Source organism: Paenibacillus sp. FSL E2-0201, assembly GCF_037963325.1.
Lineage (GTDB): Bacteria > Bacillota > Bacilli > Paenibacillales > Paenibacillaceae > Paenibacillus_AQ.
Genome location: NZ_CP150154.1, coordinates 403,051 through 419,445 on the forward strand (window position 1 = coordinate 403,051; position 16,395 = coordinate 419,445).

Below are 16,395 nucleotides of genomic sequence, written 5' to 3' on the forward strand. Positions count from 1 at the left end.
TTGGAAATCATGGATAAGTTAAAAACAGCAGCTTCACTCAATGAACAGCAAGCAACTGTGCAGATTACAGGCATGACCTGTTCTGCTTGTGCAGCTCGAATTGAGAAAGGTTTGTCCCGGATGGAGGGTGTTTCTCGCGTAAATGTAAATTTAGCCTTGGAACAAGCCACTGTCGGATTCGATCCTTCTGTATCAGGGTTACCACAAATTGAAGATAAAATCCGCGCTCTTGGTTATGATACCGTCAAAGAGACCGCGGATTTTGATATATCAGGCATGACCTGCGCTGCATGCTCGGCACGGATCGAAAAAGTGTTGAGCCGTACGCCGGGTATCGCAGCAGTGAACGTGAATTTAGCGCTGGAAACAGCACATGTAGAATATACTCCCGGTAATATTAGTCCAAGAGAGATCATGGAGAAGGTAAGCAATATCGGATACAAAGCTACCCTTAAAGAAGAACGCAAGGATCATGTGGATCGTCGTGTACAGGAAATTCAGCATAAGAAGTGGAAGTGGATCATTTCTGCTATTCTTTCTTTCCCATTGTTATGGGCGATGGCAGGTCATTTCTCATTCACAAGCTGGATTCCAACACCGGAGATATTCATGAATCCTTGGTTACAGCTTGTTCTGGCGACTCCCGTACAGTTTATCATCGGCTGGCAGTTCTACGTAGGCGCGTATAAAGCACTTCGTAACGGGAGTGCCAATATGGATGTGTTAGTCGTACTGGGGACATCAGCAGCGTATTTCTACAGTCTTTATTTGACGATTGATTCATTAAGTATGAAGGGAATGAATCATACCGTAGAAATGTATTATGAGACGAGTGCTGTACTCATCACTCTCATCCTCGTAGGTAAATGGTTCGAGGCGCTAGCGAAAGGACGTTCCTCTGACGCCATTAAGAGCTTAATGGGGCTTCAGGCAAAGACGGCCCTCGTGATCCGCGATGGCAAAGAAATGAATATCTCGACCGATGAAGTGATTCCCGGCGATATTGTTTTGGTGAAGCCCGGAACAAAGGTGCCAGTGGATGGCGAGGTAGTAGAGGGTTCCTCTTCTGTGGACGAGTCTATGTTGACCGGAGAAAGTATTCCTGTAGAGAAAAAACCTGGAGATACCGTTATCGGTGCTACATTAAATAAGAATGGGATCTTAAGAATCAAAGCTAACAAAGTAGGAAGAGACACTGCACTCGCTCAAATTATTAGAGTAGTGGAGGAGGCCCAAGGTTCCAAAGCGCCGATCCAGCGGATCGCGGATGTCATCTCAGGGATTTTTGTACCCATTGTTGTAGGAATTGCGATGATCACTTTCTTGGTCTGGTACTTCTGGGCAGCATCTGGTCAGTTCGCCGATGCCCTTGAAAAGGCTATTGCGGTGCTCGTAATCGCTTGTCCATGTGCGTTAGGTCTAGCTACACCGACTTCCATTATGGCGGGATCGGGCCGCGCTGCGGAGCTTGGTATCCTATTCAAGGGCGGTGAGCATTTAGAAGGCGCACAAGGGATTAAGATCGTTGTCCTAGATAAGACAGGTACGGTTACAAATGGTAAACCCGTGCTGACTGATGTCGTGACTACAACTGGAATTGCCGCTTATGGTAAAGAAAATGCTGAGAATCGTCTATTAGCATTAACTGCGGCAGCCGAGAAATTATCAGAGCATCCGCTTGCGGAAGCTATCGTAGCAGGAGCTGCTGACAGAGGATTGATCTTACCCACCGCTGAACAGTTTGATAATGTACCTGGACGGGGGATTATGGCTGTTGTCTCCGATCAACAAGTTAGGGTGGGTACACGGCGGATGATGGAAGATCATCAATTGGATATTACAGAGTGGGCTCCAATCATGAAGAGACTGGAAGAGGCAGGAAAGACAGCTATGCTTGTATCAGTGGACGATGAAATTGCCGGGATTGTCGCTGTAGCGGATACGATTAAGCCAACCTCAAAAGCAGCTGTAGCGGCGCTTCATGAGATGGGCATAGAGGTCGTTATGATTACAGGTGACAATAAAATCACCGCAGAAGCTATTGCGAAGCAGGCAGGTATTCGAAAAGTGTTAGCAGAGGTTCTACCGGAAGGTAAAGCGGAGGAAGTTCGCAAGCTGCAGCGGAATGGGACAAAGGTAGCTATGGTTGGAGATGGCATCAATGATGCTCCTGCACTGGCTACTGCAGATACAGGCATGGCGATCGGTACAGGTACGGATGTAGCTATGGAGGCAGCAGATATTACGCTGATGCGGGGAGATTTGAAGAGCATACCCGATGCCATTATGATGAGCCGTAAAACGATGAGTAATATTAAGCAGAATTTGTTCTGGGCACTTGCATACAATACAATAGGTATACCGATTGCTGCACTCGGATTTCTAGCTCCATGGCTAGCTGGAGCTGCGATGGCATTCAGTTCTGTGTCCGTCGTCTTGAATGCACTTCGGCTACAGCGGGTAAAGCTGTAGGAGAAACATAACAATGTAAGGAGTGGCCGCTATGCAAGAAAACAACGAAACAATTTCTCTATTAATGAATCATGCATCCGTCCGCAAGTATCAGGATAAGCCAGTAAGTGAAGAGCAGCTTGCAGCTATTATTGAAGCAGGTCAAATGGCTTCGACTTCCAGCAGTGTACAAGCCTATAGTGTTATTGCAGTGACGGACTCGGCTCTAAAAGCAGAGCTTGCCGGATTAGCGGGTAATCAGGCTTATATAGAACAATGCCCAGTCTTCTTGGTCTGGTGCGCGGATCTGTATCGGCTGCGTGAGGTCACAAAACCTCATTTGCAAGGAGAGACATCGTATGAAGATTCTGCAGAGAACCTGATAGTGACAACCGTGGATGTTGCGCTTGCTGCACAGAATGCTGTTGTAGCTGCAGAATCGCTCGGACTTGGGATTGTTTATATCGGCGGAATCCGTAACCGGATCGCGGAGGTTTCTGAGCTGCTAGGACTGCCCGAACTGGTTTACCCGATATTTGGAATGTGTGTGGGCTACCCTGATGGAGCTTCAAGCCTGCGTCCGCGTCTGCCATTAGAGGCTGTTCTGCATCGCAATCGCTACAATGCCGAAACCACAGTGGAGCAGGTCAAGACTTACGATAAAGTCTCTTCAGACTATATGCGTGAGCGGACTCAGGGTGCCAAGGATACACCTTGGTCTGTAATTATGGCAGAACGGTTGGCACAGCCAGCGCGATTGCATATGAAGGAATTCCTTCTCGGAAAAGGATTCTTCAAGAGGTAATCTAGTATTTTCGCTTAAAGAGGTTGCCCTATTCGTAGTTAAAACTACGGATAGGGCAACCTCTTTTTTTGTACCCTGAGGCATGAAGGTGACAGTTGTCATCTTAAAGAAATGACAGTCCATACTAATGTCAGGCCTCCTTTTTCCATATGATTGAAATAGATCACAAGCATTTGGAATCGGAGGGGTTACGAAATGGACAGTGTTATTGAGATGAATGGAGTCAGCAAATTATATAAGGATAAGAAAGCAGTAGATAATATCAGCTTCAACATTGCCAAGGGTTCGATTACAGCTATTCTTGGACCGAACGGAGCAGGCAAAACAACGGCATTGGGTATGTTATTGGGGCTATTAGAGCCCACTGAAGGTACAGTGAAAATATTTGGACAACATCCAAAAGATAAAATCGTACGTGAAAAGACCGGTGCGATGCTGCAAGAGGTAAGTGTGATGGATCGGCTGAAGGTTCGGGAGATCATTGCTCTGATCCGTAGCTATTATCCACAGCCGATGGATATGGAGTTTCTAATTAAAGCTACAGGGCTTGCGCCAGCGGATCTGAATAGATACGCCGAGAAGCTCTCGGGCGGTCAAAAACGTAGTCTAGGCTTCGCGCTGGCCCTGGCTGGTGATCCAGAGTTGATCTTTTTTGATGAACCTACGGTTGGACTTGATATTACTTCCCGGCGGCGGTTCTGGGATACGGTTCGTGGACTTGCGGAGCAGGGCAAGACGATTGTGTTCACGACGCACTACTTGCAGGAAGCTGAAGATATTGCGGATCGTATTCTGTTGTTCAGCAAAGGTCATTTAGTTGCAGACGGAAGTCCAGATGAGATTAAATCGCGGATTGTGAAGCGTTCGCTGTCCTTTTTGCCAATAGGTGATCGATCTAAATTACGCAGGAGCCTGCTGGAGCTAACCGCTATTGAGGATTGTTATGAAAAAGAAGGCCGAATTCATGTGACGACAGACGATACGGATGAAGCGCTGCGAGCGATTTTTGTTACTGGACTTCCCGTGAAGGATGTTCGTATAGATCAGGGACGTTTGGATGACGCTTTTGAACAATTGACCATGAACCAAGAGGAGGCTATCTAAAGATGAGACTAATTACTGTACAGTGTAAAGCCGAGATGCTGCGGATCATCCGTAATCCTTATTACGTATTCTGGTCATTGCTCATGCCCATTATGTTCTACTTTATCTTCACCCGCGTGGTTAATACAGGTAACGATGACCCGACTTGGCGCGCTCACTACTTAATGTCGATGGCAACCTTTAGTGTAATGGGCTCAGCGATTATGACGCTTGGCATCCGTTTGGTGCAAGAACGAACACAGGGCTGGACCACCTTTATACGGATTACCCCGCTACCGGGTTCTGTTTATTTCTTCGGAAAAATGTTCGGGCAAACGATGATGCATCTGTTTTCGGTCATTTGTATTTTTATCGCAGGATATTTAATCAACGGTGTCTCCTTATCTGCGGGTCAATGGATGCTTAGTGGGCTATGGATTCTGATCGGTTCCCTTCCATTTTTGGCGATTGGTACGCTTGTGGGTGCTATGAAACGGGTGGATACAGCTAGTGGAGTCAGTAACGTGATTTATATGGCGCTTGCTGTAGCGGGGGGCATGTGGATGCCAATTGAGATTTTACCACGTTTAATGCAGAAGATTGGTCATTGGTTACCTTCTTATAACTATGGAAATGGGGCGTGGGAGATTGTACGTGGCTCAGCCCCGCATTGGAGTAATGTCTTGATTTTGCTCGGATATTTGGTAGTTTTTATGTTACTATCGGTTTATATTCGAAAAAAACAGGAAGCGGTGTAAAGTAATGACCGAGCGTGAAAAGTTCCAGTTATTTCCGAGAAGTCAGGGGTTTTTCCCTTATGTATGGGCTGTATATCTGATTTTGCCCATCCTGAATTTGCGCGGGGAGACTGGAGTGAAGCTCATTCTAGGTGGGATTATGATAGCGGTGTTTGCCATCAGCTATCGCCAGCTGTATTGGGTTCGGGGTGGCGTGTTTAATGTTTGGTTAACGACTCAAATGGTGATCATCGTGGTGCTTAGCTTGTTCTATACGCCCTTTAATCTGTATATGGGCTTTTTCACCGCGAATTTTATAGCTTACTATACGGAGAATAAAGGATTTAAAATTGCATTTACTTCTTTTGTAGTCATGGTGCTTTCGGTGCTGGTCTTAGTGGGTCGTGAGATGGAGTGGGGAAGCATGATATTTTTAGCTCCATTTATCATTATTATGTTGATTAGTCCATTCGGAGTGAGATCCATGAATCGGAATCAGAAGCTGGAAAAAGAGCTGGATCAAGCCAATGAGGTGATTAAAGAGCTGGTGAAACGTGAGGAACGAATGCGAATCGCTCGTGATTTACATGATACGCTCGGGCATACGTTGTCCTTGATTACATTAAAAAGTCAACTCGTAGAGAAGCTGGTGACCAAAAATACGGAGCGAGCCCAAGAGGAGGCGCGGGAAATTCAGCGTACTTCGCGGGCTGCGCTCCGTCAGGTGCGCGAGCTGGTGTCGGAAATGCGTGCGATCTCAGTAGCAGAAGAACTGGCAGAAACCGGGGAAATGCTGCGCACGGCGGAGATTGCCTTGGAAGTGGAAGGGGACATCTCGCTAGAGGGAGTATCCGATCTGACGCAAAATATTCTCAGCCTCTGTATCAAAGAAGCGGTAACTAACATTGTGAAGCATAGTAGAGCGGATAAATGCTTCATCGGGGTGGCAAAGACCGCCGGAGAAGTTCGAGTTACCGTTAAAGATAACGGAATTGGCCTCCAGAACGGTGAGAGATGTAATGGTGAGCTTAGTGATGGAAATGGTATGAAGGGGATGGCGGAACGTCTATCCCTGATTGATGGCTCTCTGTCGCTAAGCTCAGAAGAAGGTCAGGGAACTACGCTGATCGTTATGATCCCTCTAATCGTTAAGGAAGCAACAGGAGGTGAGAGTGCATGATAACCATCGTTATAGCGGAGGACCAACGTTTGCTTCGGGGAGCGATGGCTTCCCTGCTAGATCTTGAGGATGATATCGAAGTCGTCGGAGAGGCTTGTGATGGAGCTGAGGCGTTAGCTTTAATCGACAAGCTTCAACCGGATGTGTGTCTCATGGATATTGAAATGCCGTTCAAAAGCGGGCTGGAGGTTGCAGAAATATTGCGGAGTAAAGGTTGTCCGACTCGAATTATCATCTTGACTACCTTTGCCCGTCCGGGCTATTTCGAGCGTGGAGTGAAGGCTGGTATACAAGGGTATTTGTTGAAGGACGAGCCTGTAGATAAGCTGGCTGAATCTATTCGCCGTGTCATGGCTGGACATCGGGAGGTATCCCCCGAGTTAGTTTTTGGTAGCTTGCGGGAAGAAAATCCACTAACAGCACGGGAACGAGAGATTTTAAAGCTGGCTGGTGAAGGGCAAACGGCGGCGGAGATCGCTTTTTCGCTACATCTTTCTTATGGCACAGTTCGCAATTATATTTCTGAAATACTCAATAAGCTGGAAGTGAAAAGCCGAATTGAGGCGGTACGACTGGCAGAGGAAAAGGGCTGGATTTGAGGGGAGAAGGGCATTGTTATGCAAATATTTCTGATTCGTCATGGTGATCCGGACTATTCCATAGATGGTCTAACGGAATTCGGGCATCAGGAGGCAGCAGCACTGGGAAAACGCATGGCATCTATTGGTCTGGATAATTATTCACATCACCACTGGGTAGAGCACAGACAACAGCCAGTTATGTGGCCAAAGAGACGGGACTTGTAATTCAGACAGAACCTTGGACTTGTGAACTGGATTGGACAGAGATTATTTTGGATGGACAAATGGCGTCTATATGGGATAGCCCCGGAGAACATATTAGCGAACTATCTAGTGGAAAGAGAGTATGGTCTGATGAAACAGATCATTGGTTGAAGCAAGAGGAATACAGATTGCGGTTTAGCGAATTACAAGCGGCTTCAGATCAATTCTTGCTTCGACACCATTATAAAAGAGAAGATGGCCTGTATCGGATCCTTGAGCCTTCTACCAAGAAGATTGGAGTAGTATGCCATGGTGGCTTTGGTCTCGCATGGCTAGCTCATTTATTACAGATTCCTTTAGCCTTGCCTTGGTCCGTATTTTGGCTGGCACCAAGCTCGGTAACGACGATCTTGTTTGAAGAGCGCAGCGAGCACTTTGCCGTTCCCAGATGTATTGGATTAGGAGATGTCTCCCACCTTTATGCAGGTGGTATGAACTATCGGCCTCGCGGATTGATGGGCAATCATGTTTAAAGTGAATATGTATAAGGGCGAGTAAGGACATTGCCTATGAAATGAAAGGCCATCCCGTAGAGGATGGCCTTGTTCGTATGCTTATAAAAAATTGGAATAGGTCACTCTTCAACGTGGATTTAATTTCACCTGTGACCCTTTACCGCCTGTCTGGATGCCAGTTTCCTTCGTTCCGACTTCCTTCAGGTCAGTCACTAGTCGCTCCAACACGGCCTTGGAAGCCGCAGCTTCCTTTGCGCCGGATGCCTTTACAACTAATTGCACTGGCTTGCCGGAGCGAAGATGCTTGTCTGCCTGACGGAGCTTCGTGTCGTAATCATGCTCCTCAATATGAGCGGTGAAGCGCAGCTCTTTGACCTTCTCCTTGCTGCCACCTTTTGCAGCTGAGCCACCACTAGCCTTGCGTGCTGAGGCTGCCTCCTTCTGCGCGGCCGCTTTTGCTTTGCCCTTTGCAGTTAGGCTGCAGGGCGGCGGGCTGCTCATTAGCGAGGTGCATACCAGATCAGCACCTGCTGATCTGGCCATGGCCAGCGCCTCTTCTCGGGAGACGATGCCCAGCTTCTCGCCTCTAAGTCCTGTAAGGACTACTTCGGATGCTCTTATTTGTTCGTTGATTAATACTGCCACTTCTATGAATCCTCCCTGAGAACAATGATATAGCTATCATATATGGAACTAGCTTGAGGTTCAAATGTGGAAAGGAGGATTAGCGTTACTAATCTTCTCAATTTCCTCTTTTATGATTTGCATGAATAGTTTTTTTGATGATGTTGCTAGATATTCTCGGTTGCGCCGCTGCAATATACCCACTTGAATGAACGGTTCGCTTAGTTCAACATCTATTTTTACGATATCTGTCATTAAAGCTGTCGAATCAAGCACTACCCCTACCCCAGGGTTCTTTCTTACAAAATGAGGAATAGCAGAAATTTGGCTTATGGTGGATAAAGCGGGCTTTGATTCGAATCTCGAAAATTGTTTAGCTAACCGAAGGTGATATAAGCAAGTGCGTCCTCCAGCTATAATTGGATATTCAAGAATTTCTCGAAATGAAATATCGTCTCGTCCGCTTAAAGGATGATTTTCATCTACTATAAAAGCGATTTTCTCGTGATAGAGCGGTTCGAAATAAAAGAAAGACAGGTCGGACGGCTCACCGCAGATGGCGAAATCCAGTTCACTTTGTAGAACAAGTTGTGAGAGGGAATCAGTGTTACCCTGAATGAAGTTACATGCCATCTTTGGTTTTTGCTCATGAAATTTTCGCAAGGCGTTCGGTAGGACGGATTCCATCATGAATTCAATGCCTCCGATATGAAGTGTGCCAATTTCGTCATGCTGTAAAGCCTTGGTGAGTTCTGATACATAGTTCCAATGTTGAATAAGGTTATCGATTTCCGCTGCAAAAACTTGCCCAGCACTTGTCAGTTCTACTTCCCATCCTCTGTGAAAGAGTTGTATGCCCAGTTCTTTTTCAAGTCGTTGAATTTGGTTGGTAATGGTAGACTGCGCATAATTCAACTTCTCGGCAGCGCGTGAGAAAGTGCCTTCTTGAAGGATGGTCTTAAAAGCCATCAGTTCTTTTAAATCCATCGATTGTCACCTCTATCGGTATAATTGATTAAGAATATTATCTTATTCAATTATATAAATTAAAAGAGTGAGGGTACAATAAAAGAATTCCAAAGAAGGAGTGAATTATAATGCCATTTATTAGAGTCAGTTATTTAGAGCAACAATAAGACATTCATCAGCTAGAAGGAATATGCAGAGCGATAATGAGTGCATTAATTCAGCATCTCCATGTACCGGAGAATGATATGTTTCAGGTTTTCCATGCACATAAAGCGGGGGAGTTTTTTTATAGTAAAGATTATTTAAATATTGAACGAAGCGACGGACTAATATATATCCAAGTTACGCTAAAATCCGGAAGATCAACGGAGCAGAAAACAAGCTTTTACGCGATGCTAGCCGAGGAATTATCGATGACGCTAAACATCAGAAAAGAAGATATATTCATTGTACTCGTCGATACGGAATTCGAAGATTGGTCGTTTGGTAACGGTGTTGCTCAAATGCTACAACCTCCGGTTAGGAAGGTGTAATATGGCGCATCGGAAAATCGTCACAAATGTACGGGATTCGTTAGGGGAATTCGCTCCAGCATTCGTTGACTACTCAGAAAATGTGTTATTTGGAGACTTATGGAGACGGGAGCAATTATCACTTCGGGATCGTAGCATGATTACGATTTCTGCTTTGGTTATGGGGGGCATGACGGAACAACTCCCCTATCATCTGCGATTGGCTTTAGAGAACGGATTACAACTTGAAGAAATCGTGGAGGCCATTACCCACCTTGCTTATTATGTAGGTTGGCCGCGAGCCTCTTCAGCTCTAGAGGTTACAAAGGATGTAATAGGAAAAAATAAATAACGTCTGACTTTTCAATCCCATCCGTAACCTTTGGGAACTTCAGTGGCACTTGTATATAATACGGAAGAAGGGAGCGAGCAAAAGTATGCTTCAGTATATTGAAGAGGCGGGGCGAGGAGATCGTCAAGCTTTTGAACAGATTGTTCGGCATTTTACACCAATGGCGAATGCAGTTGCGTATGAAAAGCTTCACGATTATCAATTAGCGGAGGATGCTGTGCAGGAAGCCTTCACAGAAGCCTTCCTGCATTTGAATAAATTAAGAGAAGTAGAGGCCTTTCCAGGCTGGTTTAAAGCGATAGTGGCAAGGCAATGTTATCGAATTTTGCGAAGAAAGCAGCATCCTGCATTACCCTACGATGAAGCTGTGGAATCGACAGAATCTTCATGTAGTGTAGCGGACATTATTGAGAAAAAAGAAGCACGGCGAATGCTTCATGAGTCTATAGCTGCATTAACGTCCAATATGCGGATCGCCGTTCAATTATATTATTTTCAGGGATATTCCCTTCAAGAGATTGCTGACTTTCTGGGGACTTCAGTCCCGGTATTGAAGAAACGACTCTTTGATGCTCGCCGCAAGCTTAAGGGGGCGCTACCTGTAGCGGATGTCCTCTCCGTATTTAACCATTTGTACGAAGGAGGAAAAGGTGTGCTTCATATTGTAAACGGAGATGTAGTGGGAGATAAGCTGCGTCAAGGAATTGTGCAAGGTGATGTATTGGTGTGGAGAGAGGTCTATTCTCATGGACCGGTATTTTTAGAGCCTGCGGAACAGAATAACCGCTTAATACGAGCGCAATATTTGGAGCAAACGATGGGGATTCCGCAGATGGAATTCATACAGGGCAGTGAGAGTCAGGAAAGAATATTGGCTGATTTTCATAAATATGATGAAGTGGTGTTATGGTTCGAGCATGATCTATTTGACCAGACGATGCTGTGCTATTTGCTCCATTGGTTCTCGAAGCAGAAGAAAGGACCAACGAAGCTGAGTTTATTGTGTATCGGGGAGTATCCTGGAATTGAGTTGTTTCGTGGACTTGGACAACTATCTGTAGAGCAAATGGAGACTTTATCAGGAACGTGGAAGTTAATCGGTGACAAGGAGATAGCGGTAGGCCAATCTCTCTGGGAAGCCTATGTATCATCGAATCCAGAATCGCTGCAACAATGTTTAACTACGGATACTTCCGCACTGCCATTTGCACATGACGCCTTCGTGGCACATTTATCGCGTTTTCCCTCTACTAAAAATGGACTTGGTATCGTAGAACAGATCACGCTAGAGATGATCCATGAGGGAATAAAATCACCCATTGAGCTGTTCAAAAATGTGGGAGATAAGCTTCATATCTTAGGCATGGGCGATCTGCAATATTGGCATATTCTAAGAAGGATGGCTCAAGGCCCATACCCGTTGCTACAAACGCGTGGCTTGAAGGAATTTCCCGGTTATAACGAACCGTCGATGCCTTTTCAAGATTGTGAAGTTGTATTAACAGCGTTCGGAAAGAACGTAATGTCTGGTAAAGAGGACTGGGCCGAGAAGAAAGGAATCGATGAGTGGTATGGAGGGGTACATCTGCAAGGCGTGACTCCGCGCTGGAGATGGAATTCGTTGGTCGGAGCGCTTCAATAAATACTCTGCTTTAGTCAGCTTACACAATCATTATGGTTCAACGATGCGGAAAGTTTAGCTATATTTAATAAATCCCTCGCCTTTATACGGGCCAAACGTGAAAATAAATAGTGAGTAGCAATTAACGTTGAAGGGTGATTTATATGCTGAAACTACCGGTGTATCATTCCGTTATTTCTTCCAATGCCTTAGTACCCGTAATTAATGATCTTTATGAAATCGGGGATGTTTTGGAGTGTAGTTTTTATGAGAACGGACTTAATGATACCTATTTACTAAAGACCTCTATTGATAAATACATTCTTAGAATCTATAAAGCTCATTGGCGAAATAAACATGAGATTGATTTTGAAGTGGAGTTGTTGAATCACTTAAATAAGAAGAATATACCTGTATCGGCCCCAGTAATCAGCAAGGATGGTGGTTATCTGATTGAGCTGGAGGCTCCTGAAGGAACACGTTACGCAGTTCTGTTTACTTTTGCAAAAGGCAATTATTCCGATGAAAAAGTTAGCTGTGAATTATACGGTGAACAAGTGGCTAAGATGCATCTGGCTATGGATGATTTCGAATGTGGGCAGCAAAGATTTACGCTTAATCTGGATCATCTGCTTAAAGAACCGCTTCAATCGATTCGCAAGCCTTTATCCCACAGGCACAGGCAGGAGGATATCGTCTATCTAGAATCTTTGTCGGAAGTATTGGCAAATAGCATAACTGAAATCTCAACAGAGCTGGATTGGGGGGCATGTCATGGTGATCTTCATGGAGCGAACGTACATTTCTACGAGGATACCCTGACTCATTTCGACTTTGATTGCGGAGGTTTTGGATGGAGGGCCTATGATGTTTCCGTGTTTTTGTGGTCAAGGGTTAGAGGGAAAGAACGAGAGCATTTTGACAATGAACAATGGACTGTTTTCCTGGATTCATACCAAAAGCATAAAGTATTATCTGAGAACGATTTAAAGGCAATCCCTATATTTGTTGCTATCCGGGAGATATGGTTGATGGGTCTGCACACAGGGAACTCACAGGTTTGGAGTTGTGGGTGGCAAAACGATCATTACTTCAATACTAATCTGCAATTCCTACGTAATTGGTGTGAAGTTCATTCTATCCAATAGACAAATACCCAAACAAGAAGCCACTCCATATTTAGGGGTGGCTTTACTTCAGTCATTATTCATAAACGTCTTATGGTAAGCGTTACGATATTGGGTGGGCGTCATGTTTTCGTATTTTCGGAAGAGGCGCATGAAATATTTATCGTCGGTGAACCCCGTTTCTGTCGCGATTTCCCTCACGCTGAGGGCGGTTCTGGTTAGCAGCTCCTTCGCTTTAGTCACACGTACTGAATGGATATATTCCAATGGCCCCATGGAGGTATGCTGTTTAAATAGCCGAGCTAAATAATCCTTGTTGTAATTGAATTTTTCCGCGATGATTGTCACCGTAAGAGGTTCGCTTGCATGTATTCTTGTCCACTCCGCTATTTTGACGAAGGTGACATCTTGCTGCGCACGGATTAGCTTACTGGCGAACGGCTGAAGCGCATGCTCAGACAGCTCAATTAAGAGTGAGGTCAGCAAATAATTAACACTGGAATAGGTCAAATACCCTGAGTTAGCCACATGGAGGATTTGATTCGCCAAGATATGAATCCGGTCACTGTGTTCGATCTTTATGAACTGTGGCAGATATAAATCATGAACGGACCATAAGCGCTGTGTACGCGAAAAGATTTCTTCCGCCTCCGGTTTGATTTCCTCCTCACTCAGCAATACCCCCTCGCTTTTCAGCTCGAAATGAAACCAATAAAACTTAACCCCGGGCCGTGATTCTCTATAGCCGACATGCGTGCGATTAGGCATAAGCAAAAGAGCTTCGTCAGGGCCTACTTCGAAGCTTTTGTTCTCCTCACTTAAATAAACCGTTTCATTCACGCCTATGATTAGCTCATAATTGCCCATTGCACGTTCTACATGTTTCCATGGCGTTTCGGAGATGAATTCACCTGCTGCCGTAAAATGAACAGGCACATCTGCATTTATTTTCAAATAGGTCATGCGTTCCTCCTAGCAATCAATAAGTCGGATTTGTCCACTATTTGTATGGCTGATCTACCGACAAATCAACGTTCCGATGTTATCTTATGGATACAAATATACACTTGTCATATCACCCTGACAAGATTGCGAGGGAGCGATTTCATTGAAGACGCAAGCTTTTGATTTGCAGAATGTACGCATTGAGTCAGGTCCGCTTCTCCATGCGATGGAGTTAAATACGGATTATTTACTCAAGCTGGAGGCTGATCGGCTACTGTCGCGTTTTCGCGAATATGCTGGCTTAGAGCCTAAGGCTGCTCACTATGAAGGCTGGGAATCGCAAGGCATTAGCGGCCATACGCTAGGCCATTATATCTCTGGATGTGCGTTAATGTATGCCTCTACAGGGAATGAAGAGCTGCTCACCCGCGTGAATTATGTAGTAGACGAATTAGAGTATTGTCAGGATGCGCATGGTAATGGCTTCATTACCGGTATTCCTCGTGGCAAAGAGCTGTTTGAGGAAGTGAAGGTAGGCGACATTCGCTCACAGGGCTTTGACCTCAATGGTGGCTGGGTGCCGCTGTACACGATGCATAAGCTGTTTGCGGGTCTTCGTGATGCTTATCGATTGGCCGGAAATCAGAAGGCGCTCGTTATTGAAATGAAGCTTGGACTGTGGCTTGAAGATATTTTTTCAGGACTGAATAAAGATCAGATCCAAGAGGTGCTGCGTTGTGAATTCGGCGGTATGAATGAAGTCCTCACAGATTTGGCAGAGGATTCTGGCGATGACCGCTTCCTCACCTTAGCTGAAAGCTTTTACCATGGAGAAGTCCTTAATGATCTTGCCGAAGAAAAGGACACCTTAGCAGGAAGACACGCCAATACTCAGATTCCGAAGATTATTGGAGCGGCAAGACAGTATGAGGTAACGGGACAGGAGCATTACGCAGGCATCTCTCGCTTCTTCTGGGATCGGGTCGTGAATCATCATTCATACGTGATTGGCGGCAACAGTTATAATGAGCATTTTGGCGAACCGGATAAGCTGAACGATCGATTGGGAGAGGGTTCATGTGAGACGTGTAACACCTACAATATGCTGAAGCTGACCAAGCATATGTTCCAGTGGGATGGTTATGCCACATATGCGGATTACTATGAACGTGCGATGTATAACCACATCCTTGCTTCACAGGAGCCGGTAGATGGACGTGTATGTTATTTCGTATCTCTCGAAATGGGTGGGCATAAGTCGTTCAACTCCCAGTTTGAGATCTTTACGTGCTGCGTAGGATCAGGTATGGAAAGCCATTCTATGTACGGATCGGCGATCTACTTCCATAGTGAAGATGAGCTATATGTCAATCAGTATGTACCTTCTACGTTGACTTGGAAAGAGCAGGGCATCTGTGTAAAGCAGGAGACCAAGTTTCCTGAAGAGGGACAAGGCACCCTGCGTATCAGCACGGAGAATCCAAATAAATTCACATTGAAGCTAAGATACCCTTTCTGGGCTGAGCAAGGCATGAGCGTTAAAGTAAATGGTGAAGATATTCCAGTGAATGTGGGCAAATCCAGCTACCTAGCTGTGGATAGAGTATGGCAGGATGGAGACGTTGTCGAATATGATATTCCGATGTCGGTAAGAATCGAGTCCATGCCGGATAATCCGAGCCGAATTGCATTTCTCTATGGACCGCTTGTGCTTGCAGGTGATTTTGGACCTATAAATGCAGAGCTAGGTAGTGATCGCGCCCTTGCCTCCGTATTAATCGGAGATCGCGAGACGCTAACGGACAGCCTCATTCAGTCTAACGTTAGCAAAAATGTGTTCCGGATGAAAGATTTAGGATATGCAGGAGACCATGAACTTCGTCCATTCTATCCTATGCATGATCATCGTTATTCCGTGTATTGGGATTTGTTCACGTCAGAGGAGTGGAAGCTGGTAGAGGCTGAATATCGCGAGGCTGTCGAGAATAATCTGCTACTTGAACAGCTAACTGTAGATTCGGTGCAACCTGCTGAAATGCAGCCTGAACGAGACCATAATTTTGAAGGAGAGTATGTAGGCTTAGGCAAAATCTACAACCGCAAGTATCGCGATAGCTGGATCAATGGTTGGTTCTCCTTCACGATGGAAGTCTTGCCAGAGGAGCAAGTGGATCTGGTGGTAACGTATTTGAAGTCCAACGATACTTCGGTGGCTTTCGATATTACGGCAGATGGTGAACAACTTGGGCTAGGCGTCCTTGAGTCTGAAGAGATGAACAAGCTGGAGACCATTCGTTACGAGCTTCCGCAGACGATCACGAGCAGCAACTCAGCGGTTACGATCAAGTTCGCTTCGCATGAAGGACATAAGGTGGGCCAAGTGGCCGGACTACGTATCGTCAAACGTAATTCTTGAAATATATGGATTAGAGAATTATAATAGGAACAATTCTTTTAATTGGGGGAAATGGATGTCTTTCCGTATCGTTCGAAGTAACTAGTTATCGGGCTGGGTCAAACGCGTGCCAGCTATCAAGGGGGGGAGTCTACCCTTTTGATTACATTAACTAGAGCTTTGAACGGTGCCATAGGCAGCTATTTCTATAGAGCCAGGCACTTAACCTATTTAACTTAGAGAACCGTGTATTTGTGGATGGTTTTTTACAGTTGGATGGGGGAGGGTTGCCTG

16 protein-coding genes are annotated in these 16,395 nt (G+C 45.4%); 13 read left to right on the forward strand and 3 right to left on the reverse strand.

Annotated features, from left to right (window positions below; all coding sequences use genetic code 11):
• The first annotated feature begins 9 nt into the window (after positions 1-9).
• The 8 genes from NSU15_RS01820 to NSU15_RS01855 all read left to right on the forward strand — a co-directional run bounded on the left by NSU15_RS01820 (position 10) and on the right by NSU15_RS01855 (position 7,574).
• Positions 10-2,472, forward strand: coding sequence for a heavy metal translocating P-type ATPase (locus NSU15_RS01820; protein WP_339288902.1), 2,463 nt, complete (start codon positions 10-12; stop codon positions 2,470-2,472).
• A gap of 31 nt (positions 2,473-2,503) precedes the next feature.
• Complete coding sequence (gene nfsA, locus NSU15_RS01825; RefSeq protein ID WP_076116543.1) at positions 2,504-3,256, forward strand: oxygen-insensitive NADPH nitroreductase; 753 nt, start codon at positions 2,504-2,506, stop codon at positions 3,254-3,256.
• 195 nt (positions 3,257-3,451) lie between these two features.
• Positions 3,452-4,360 carry an ABC transporter ATP-binding protein gene (locus NSU15_RS01830; RefSeq protein ID WP_339288903.1) on the forward strand — a complete coding sequence of 303 codons (909 nt, stop codon included), beginning with the start codon at positions 3,452-3,454 and terminating at the stop codon, positions 4,358-4,360.
• A gap of 2 nt (positions 4,361-4,362) precedes the next feature.
• Positions 4,363-5,097 carry an ABC transporter permease gene (locus tag NSU15_RS01835; protein WP_339288904.1) on the forward strand — a complete coding sequence of 245 codons (735 nt, stop codon included), beginning with the start codon at positions 4,363-4,365 and terminating at the stop codon, positions 5,095-5,097.
• 4 nt (positions 5,098-5,101) lie between these two features.
• Positions 5,102-6,256, forward strand: coding sequence for a sensor histidine kinase (locus NSU15_RS01840; RefSeq protein ID WP_339288905.1), 1,155 nt, complete (start codon positions 5,102-5,104; stop codon positions 6,254-6,256).
• A complete protein-coding gene (locus NSU15_RS01845) occupies positions 6,253-6,855 on the forward strand; it encodes a response regulator transcription factor (RefSeq protein WP_060625209.1) in 603 nt (200 codons plus the stop codon). Before NSU15_RS01840 ends, NSU15_RS01845 begins: the two co-directional genes overlap by 4 nt.
• Positions 6,856-6,873: 18 nt before the next feature.
• Positions 6,874-7,062, forward strand: a complete 189-nt coding sequence (locus NSU15_RS01850; protein ID WP_249923448.1) for a hypothetical protein — start codon at positions 6,874-6,876, stop codon at positions 7,060-7,062.
• Entirely contained in the window at positions 7,038-7,574 is a 537-nt protein-coding gene (locus NSU15_RS01855) for a histidine phosphatase family protein (RefSeq protein ID WP_249923449.1), read from the forward strand. Before NSU15_RS01850 ends, NSU15_RS01855 begins: the two co-directional genes overlap by 25 nt.
• Positions 7,575-7,682: 108 nt before the next feature.
• On the opposite strand, the gene infC is transcribed toward NSU15_RS01855, so the two are convergent.
• The gene (infC, locus tag NSU15_RS01860) at positions 7,683-8,201 is read right to left on the reverse strand and encodes a translation initiation factor IF-3 (protein ID WP_076101229.1); all 519 of its coding nucleotides are present in this window, start codon (positions 8,199-8,201) and stop codon (positions 7,683-7,685) included.
• Positions 8,202-8,261: 60 nt separating this feature from the next.
• On the reverse strand, positions 8,262-9,167 hold the full coding sequence (locus NSU15_RS01865; RefSeq protein WP_339288907.1) for a LysR family transcriptional regulator: 906 nt from the start codon (positions 9,165-9,167) through the stop codon (positions 8,262-8,264).
• 185 nt (positions 9,168-9,352) lie between these two features.
• Between NSU15_RS01865 and NSU15_RS01870 the strand changes: the two genes are divergently transcribed.
• The 4 genes from NSU15_RS01870 to NSU15_RS01885 all read left to right on the forward strand — a co-directional run bounded on the left by NSU15_RS01870 (position 9,353) and on the right by NSU15_RS01885 (position 12,782).
• Complete coding sequence (locus NSU15_RS01870; protein WP_339288908.1) at positions 9,353-9,682, forward strand: tautomerase family protein; 330 nt, start codon at positions 9,353-9,355, stop codon at positions 9,680-9,682.
• Position 9,683: 1 nt separating this feature from the next.
• Positions 9,684-10,013, forward strand: coding sequence for a carboxymuconolactone decarboxylase family protein (locus tag NSU15_RS01875; RefSeq protein ID WP_339288909.1), 330 nt, complete (start codon positions 9,684-9,686; stop codon positions 10,011-10,013).
• A gap of 85 nt (positions 10,014-10,098) precedes the next feature.
• Positions 10,099-11,655 carry a sigma-70 family RNA polymerase sigma factor gene (locus tag NSU15_RS01880; RefSeq protein ID WP_339288910.1) on the forward strand — a complete coding sequence of 519 codons (1,557 nt, stop codon included), beginning with the start codon at positions 10,099-10,101 and terminating at the stop codon, positions 11,653-11,655.
• A 143-nt stretch (positions 11,656-11,798) separates the two neighbouring features.
• Positions 11,799-12,782, forward strand: coding sequence for a phosphotransferase (locus tag NSU15_RS01885; protein ID WP_339288911.1), 984 nt, complete (start codon positions 11,799-11,801; stop codon positions 12,780-12,782).
• Positions 12,783-12,830: 48 nt separating this feature from the next.
• Here the strand turns inward: NSU15_RS01885 and NSU15_RS01890 are convergent, their stop codons facing one another.
• Positions 12,831-13,724 carry a helix-turn-helix transcriptional regulator gene (locus NSU15_RS01890; protein WP_339288913.1) on the reverse strand — a complete coding sequence of 298 codons (894 nt, stop codon included), beginning with the start codon at positions 13,722-13,724 and terminating at the stop codon, positions 12,831-12,833.
• A 145-nt stretch (positions 13,725-13,869) separates the two neighbouring features.
• Between NSU15_RS01890 and NSU15_RS01895 the strand changes: the two genes are divergently transcribed.
• On the forward strand, positions 13,870-16,122 hold the full coding sequence (locus NSU15_RS01895; protein ID WP_339288915.1) for a beta-L-arabinofuranosidase domain-containing protein: 2,253 nt from the start codon (positions 13,870-13,872) through the stop codon (positions 16,120-16,122).
• Positions 16,123-16,395 lie beyond the last annotated feature (273 nt).

Bases quoted from the DNA above. Each gene is read 5' to 3' on its own strand.
- NSU15_RS01880 (WP_339288910.1), top strand. From the start codon at position 10,099: ATGCTTCAGTATATTGAAGAGGCGGGGCGAGGAGATCGTCAAGCTTTT.
- NSU15_RS01875 (WP_339288909.1), top strand. From the start codon at position 9,684: ATGGCGCATCGGAAAATCGTCACAAATGTACGGGATTCGTTAGGGGAA.
- NSU15_RS01845 (WP_060625209.1), top strand. From the start codon at position 6,253: ATGATAACCATCGTTATAGCGGAGGACCAACGTTTGCTTCGGGGAGCG.
- NSU15_RS01820 (WP_339288902.1), top strand. From the start codon at position 10: ATGGATAAGTTAAAAACAGCAGCTTCACTCAATGAACAGCAAGCAACT.
- NSU15_RS01865 (WP_339288907.1), bottom strand. From the start codon at position 9,167: ATGGATTTAAAAGAACTGATGGCTTTTAAGACCATCCTTCAAGAAGGC.
- NSU15_RS01870 (WP_339288908.1), top strand. From the start codon at position 9,353: ATGAGTGCATTAATTCAGCATCTCCATGTACCGGAGAATGATATGTTT.
- nfsA (WP_076116543.1), top strand. From the start codon at position 2,504: ATGCAAGAAAACAACGAAACAATTTCTCTATTAATGAATCATGCATCC.
- NSU15_RS01830 (WP_339288903.1), top strand. From the start codon at position 3,452: ATGGACAGTGTTATTGAGATGAATGGAGTCAGCAAATTATATAAGGAT.
- NSU15_RS01835 (WP_339288904.1), top strand. From the start codon at position 4,363: ATGAGACTAATTACTGTACAGTGTAAAGCCGAGATGCTGCGGATCATC.
- NSU15_RS01885 (WP_339288911.1), top strand. From the start codon at position 11,799: ATGCTGAAACTACCGGTGTATCATTCCGTTATTTCTTCCAATGCCTTA.
- NSU15_RS01850 (WP_249923448.1), top strand. From the start codon at position 6,874: ATGCAAATATTTCTGATTCGTCATGGTGATCCGGACTATTCCATAGAT.
- NSU15_RS01890 (WP_339288913.1), bottom strand. From the start codon at position 13,724: ATGACCTATTTGAAAATAAATGCAGATGTGCCTGTTCATTTTACGGCA.
- NSU15_RS01840 (WP_339288905.1), top strand. From the start codon at position 5,102: ATGACCGAGCGTGAAAAGTTCCAGTTATTTCCGAGAAGTCAGGGGTTT.